1 protein-coding gene is annotated in these 1,068 nt (G+C 56.3%); it reads right to left on the reverse strand.

Annotated elements, in window-relative coordinates; genetic code table 11:
• On the reverse strand, nt 1–943 hold a 943-nt coding region (locus DP106_RS15355), incomplete at its 3' end, for an aldehyde dehydrogenase family protein (protein ID WP_120086651.1).
• Nucleotides 944–1,068: the final 125 nt, after the last annotated feature.

Here is a 1,068-nt window from a genome sequence, read left to right on the forward strand (position 1 = left end):
GCGACCCGGCACAACAGCACTCACCGGTATTAAAGAAGATCGACGTAATTGTTGTCTCGACAGCCTTCTCGAGGTCTGCATCGGGGAACACAACGAGCGGGCTCTTCCCGCCCAGTTCAAGCGTCACGTCGGTGATGCTTTCGGCGGCGCTTTTCATCACTTCACGTCCGATTTCTGTCGACCCAGTGAACGCTAATTTCCGGATGTCAGGGTGCTTCGAGAGTGGCTCCCCTGCTCCCGGTCCGAACCCGGTAACGACATTAACGACCCCGTCAGGAATCACGTCTTCCGTGATTTCCATTAGTTTGAGAATACTCAGCGGCGTCTCTTCGGCAGGCTTCAGTACGATGGTGTTGCCAGCCGATAGCGCCGGAGCGAGCTTCCAAGCCGCCATCAAAAGCGGGAAGTTCCACGGGATTATCTGTCCGACGACACCGTAGGGCTCTCGGATCGTCTGGACGTGCCTGCTGTCGTCCGTGTTGACGGTACGTCCTTCCTCGGCGCGGGCGAGCCCCGCGAAGTACCGGAAGTGATCGATGACCAGTTCGACGTCGATCCGTGCCTCCGAAATCGGCTTCCCATTATCGAGGCTTTCCAACCGGGCGAACTCCTCGTCGTGCTCCTCAACGGCATCCGCAATTCCATCGAGCATCGCCTGTCGTTCTGCCGTCGACATCCCACTGTACGTCTCGTCGTATGCATCCCACGCGGCCTCAACGGCTCTGTCGATGTCCTTGGCGTTTCCGGCGGCCACCGACGCTAATGTCTCGCCGGTGGTCGGATCCGTCGTCTCGAACGAGTCGCCAGAGGCACTCGGTACCCATGAACCCCCGATGAACAACTGCCGATGGTCGGGCAACACGTCATTTGCCGCCTGTTCGTGACGTTTTTTAATTGCTGACTTCCGCTCCGCGCTACTCTGTGATTCGCTATCTGTCGACATGCGTAGGTAGAAGGAACTCTACCGTTATAATAGTTTGTGCTAAATTAACTTTTTGCGATCACTATTTGCGTAAATTGAAACCACTTTCGGTTATATACCCCAGCGGCCAAGCCTATCTATCGAGG

The sequence above is a fragment of the Halonotius pteroides genome (genome assembly GCF_003605635.1).
Taxonomy (GTDB): Archaea; Halobacteriota; Halobacteria; order Halobacteriales; family Haloferacaceae; genus Halonotius; species Halonotius pteroides.